The organism is Bacillus haikouensis (assembly GCF_013179555.1).
Lineage (GTDB): Bacteria > Bacillota > Bacilli > Bacillales > Bacillaceae_B > Rossellomorea > Rossellomorea haikouensis_A.
In genome coordinates this window covers 1-3962 of record NZ_JABMCR010000334.1, presented here as the reverse complement: position 1 = coordinate 3962, position 3962 = coordinate 1, and the positions used below count along the sequence as shown (strand labels likewise).

4 protein-coding genes and 1 pseudogene are annotated in these 3962 nt (G+C 44.8%); 4 read left to right on the top strand and 1 reads right to left on the bottom strand.

The window, feature by feature from the left end:
• From HP456_RS20915 to HP456_RS20900, 4 genes are all read left to right on the top strand, one after another.
• Positions 1-283: anti-sigma factor (locus HP456_RS20915; protein ID WP_172254719.1), on the top strand; the 283-nt coding region annotated here is incomplete at its 5' end.
• Positions 284-423: 140 nt separating this feature from the next.
• The gene (locus HP456_RS20910) at positions 424-1050 is read left to right on the top strand and encodes a cupin domain-containing protein (RefSeq protein WP_172254717.1); all 627 of its coding nucleotides are present in this window, start codon (positions 424-426) and stop codon (positions 1048-1050) included.
• Between the two features lie 295 nt (positions 1051-1345).
• Positions 1346-2692 (top strand): copper amine oxidase, encoded by a 1347-nt coding sequence (locus HP456_RS20905; protein ID WP_172254716.1) that lies wholly within the window; start codon positions 1346-1348, stop codon positions 2690-2692.
• Positions 2693-2764: 72 nt separating this feature from the next.
• Positions 2765-3418, top strand: coding sequence for a class F sortase (locus HP456_RS20900; RefSeq protein WP_172254715.1), 654 nt, complete (start codon positions 2765-2767; stop codon positions 3416-3418).
• 302 nt (positions 3419-3720) lie between these two features.
• Here HP456_RS20900 and HP456_RS20895 read toward each other — a convergent pair.
• A pseudogene (locus HP456_RS20895) lies at positions 3721-3962 on the bottom strand (divergent polysaccharide deacetylase family protein); the annotation flags it as partial.

Sequence of the window (3962 nt, the reverse complement as noted above, 5' to 3'; positions counted from 1 at the left end):
GGCCAGCATTATCAAACAGGGCGAACAATCAAGCCTTGTCGTGCAGGCTTCACAACTGGAAGACTTATCTAAAGAAGAAGTCTTCCAAGTATGGCTCATTAAGGATGAAAAGCCGCAACGTGCAGGAACATTTGTGACCGGTGAAGATGGAAAAGGCTCCGTCGTCTTTAAAATGAACAAAGAATTTGACAAGATAGACTGGGATACAGTCGCAATCACTCTGGAGCCTGATGCAAACAGCCAGCTTCCGCAGGGAGAGATCGTACTCGCATCTCAACTATAATTTGATAAGATCAACGATTGCCCGGGCTTATCGCCCGGGCATTTTTTTCAGCATGTAATATGTTCACCTTCTCCCATTCCATTCACGCATCACCCAGCACGGAATATTATAACTGGAAAAGTATCCATAGAGGTGAACAAATGACTGATACACCTGACTACACGTCTCCTTCAGTACAGTTTTATGGAAGTGTGAACGATCATAACCTGTTTACAAAAGATGCGAATAATCTGATCAACATCCTTGGCAAAAAACAATTGAATACGCTGGAAAAAACGTCCCTCCTCGACATCTTCCTCAGTAAAGGCAATGTCGTGGAGCCTCATTATCATCAAAACGCTGCTGAGCTGGTCTATTGCATTTCCGGCAGGATCACTGTCTCACTGCTGAATCCGTTCACGAGGGAATTGCTTACGTATTCCGCTTCTCCGGGAGAGGTTGTCAACGTTCCACAGGGCTGGTGGCATTACGAAGTGGCCGATGAGGATCAAACCCATTTGCTTGCAATTTTTGATGCACCCAATCCTGAAGTCATCCTTGGCTCTGATATCCTGACCTTCACTCCCGCCAACATCATGGCCCACACATATTGCATGAATGAAAATCAATGGAATGCCGTCACTTCCCAAGTGAAACCGGCCACCTACATCGGACCTCCCAATCATTGCATTCCACAAAACAGGAGCCAGTATCCCCCAGACCAACCATATTATTATTCTCCTCCCTATTGCCATATCTCGCCATACTACTACGGATACTATGGATGATGAAAGCCGTTCCCTGTTATACCTATTCAGCCCGGACAGATTTCTGCCGGGTTTTTTATTTTGAGTTGAATGACTAGAACTCAAATCTATAAACAAAGAGTATTCAAAAGTGAATTGAAAATCTTTCTATTGAAAGATACATAAGGAAATCAGAATGATCTATCACTCTTACATTTACACCCTGGTTTTTAATCTTTTTAACAAAACCAAAAAGTTTTTTAAAAAATAGTGATCCAACATCATACTTTTGTCGTTAGCTCTATGAAAATATAAAAACAAAAGGAGAGATTACCCAATGAAATTCAAAAAAAGTTATTTAGCAGTACCACTTAGCATGTCACTGATGATTCCGGCAGCAGGAACCGCATTTGCCCATAATGGTGAAGATCATTCCGCTATGGCCGTGACACCGGCATCCGATTTGAGAACAACACTTCAGCATTACTTAAGTGAACACGCATACTTAGCAGTCGAAGCAATGAGAAGAGGCGCAGAAGGAGCTGAAGACTTCGACGCAGCTGCCGGTGCCTTGAGTGCCAACACTGAAGACCTGACAGCAGCCATTACTTCCGTTTACGGAGAAGAAGCTGGAAATCAATTCAATGAAATGTGGTCAAATCACATCGGATTCTTCGTCGATTATGTAAAAGCTACGGGTTCAAACGACCAGGCAGCCAAAGACGAAGCACTCAAAAATCTGGACGGGTACCGCGCTGAATTTTCAAAATTCCTTGAAACCGCTACAGGTGAGCGTTTAGAATCTGACGGCCTTGCAGAAGGCCTGCAAATGCACGTAAACCAGCTTGTAGGGGCTTTTGACAGCTATGTGGCAGGAGACTACGAAAAAGCATACGAGTATGAGCGTGAAGCGATTAACCATATGCATATGGTCGCAAAAGGATTATCCAGCGCGATCACCGATCAATATCCTGATAAATTCGAAAACTCAATGGCAGTAACGCCTGCAGCTGACTTAAGATCCACTCTCAACCATTTGCTGACTGAGCATGCTGCACTTGCGACGATGGCAATGCAAAACGGAATCGACGGTTCTGAAGACTTTGATGCATCTGTTAACGCATTGAATGCCAATACGGAAGACCTGGCAGCAGCCATCGCTTCTGTTTACGGAGAAGAAGCTGGTAATCAGTTCAAAGAAATGTGGAGTAATCACATCGGATTCTTCGTTGATTATGTAAAAGCTGCGGGTGCTGACGATCAAGCAGCTAAAGATGAAGCATTGAAAAATTTGGACGGGTACCGAGCAGACTTCTCCAAGTTCCTTGAAACTGCCACTGACGGACGTTTAAAATCTGACGCATTAGCAGACGGGCTTCAAATGCACGTCGATCAATTGATCGGAGCTTTTGACAGCTATGCTGCCGGAAATTATGAGAAGTCATTTGAAGACATCCGCATGGCTTACGAACATATGCTGAATCCTGCAAAAGGCCTTTCTTCAGCCATTGTAGATCAACATCCTGATAAGTTCGCTCACGACATGCCTTCACAAATGCCAAACACAGGAATGGGCGGAACGGCCGGTCAGGAAGAATTCCCTCTTGAATACTTACTGGCTGCTCTGATGGCGATTGCCGGCGGATCTGTACTGGCTCTTAAAAAATACGCTGCAAATAAATAATGACAAAACAAAAGGGGACGACCCCGGCTAGGTCTGTCCCCTCTTTTGTGAAGATGAAAGGAGTGGCTTCACATGTTATATACTATGAAAGCTGTCCTCCTTGCGCTTGTACTAATGACTATTTCTGCCTGCAGTGCTGAAATGGGCATGAACCCAAACTCAGGAACCGACGTGAAGAATAGTGAACAGAAGCAGGAAGAAACACCTGCATCACAACAAACGGCTAGTACCACCACCAGTGCATCTCCCTATGCAGATTCGATTGTAAAGGATGAACGGTCCGGAATCGTCCCGGCCAGCCTTGAAATTCCTGCAATTGATTTAAAAGCAGAAGTTGAAGCGGTGGGACTAAAGGAAAACGGAGAAATGGCCGTGACTAAAAGCTTCGAAAAAACCGGATGGTATGAAAATGGATACAAACCCGGCGAACCGGGAAGCGCCGTCATCGGGGGACATATCGACAGCCGGAATGGCCCCGCCATTTTCTACAACCTGAACAAGCTCTCTAAAGGAGACGAATTGACCGTGACAAGCAAGGACGGCGAATCCAGAACATTCGTTGTCACCGGCAAAAAAGAATATCCTTGGGATGACGCTCCACTGAAATCAATCTTCGGTTACAGTCACAGCAGTACATTGAATCTCATCACATGCACCGGCAATTTTGACCGATCATCCAGGAACTACAGCAAACGGCTGGTCGTTTATACAGAGCTGAAATCCTGACAAAAACAGCACAGATTTATTCTGGTGCTGTTTTTTTAAGCTCTTATCAACAAACGTTGTAGTTGTTCACACACGTAAATAGTACCTTGCGGGCTTTCGATCCCGTACTTTAGCAAGAGTTCGAATAGAGAGCATGCAGCCGCCCAATTTAAATGAATACATAGCTTATGGGATCAAAACGTTTAAGGAAACAGTTTTTTATGCTGCGGGACAGACCTGTAGATCAGGGACTGTTATGGGGACAGGACTTACAGAAGTGGTCCTTAATGGGACCCTCCGGACACACCTTCCCCCTTCGATCGTCAAGGCATACTCTCATCAATTAAATGGTATTCAGGTATTAAATCAGACAGCGGTACTATCGACGCTTTCTTCTCGTATAGCGGAATGAATGCCTTCAGCATCGTGGCAACCTTCATTCCCGTTATCCCTACATGACCGATCGCTACCGTGCTTTCATCATTATCCAATTCATGCGATAGTCGTTTCGCCTGCTTTCCAATATGCCGGAGTGTGTATATATCATCGAAGAATAATTCATTTT

Coding starts and splice junctions, on each gene's coding strand:
- HP456_RS20900 (WP_172254715.1), top strand. CDS start 2,765: ATGTTATATACTATGAAAGCTGTCCTCCTTGCGCTTGTACTAATGACT.
- HP456_RS20905 (WP_172254716.1), top strand. CDS start 1,346: ATGAAATTCAAAAAAAGTTATTTAGCAGTACCACTTAGCATGTCACTG.
- HP456_RS20910 (WP_172254717.1), top strand. CDS start 424: ATGACTGATACACCTGACTACACGTCTCCTTCAGTACAGTTTTATGGA.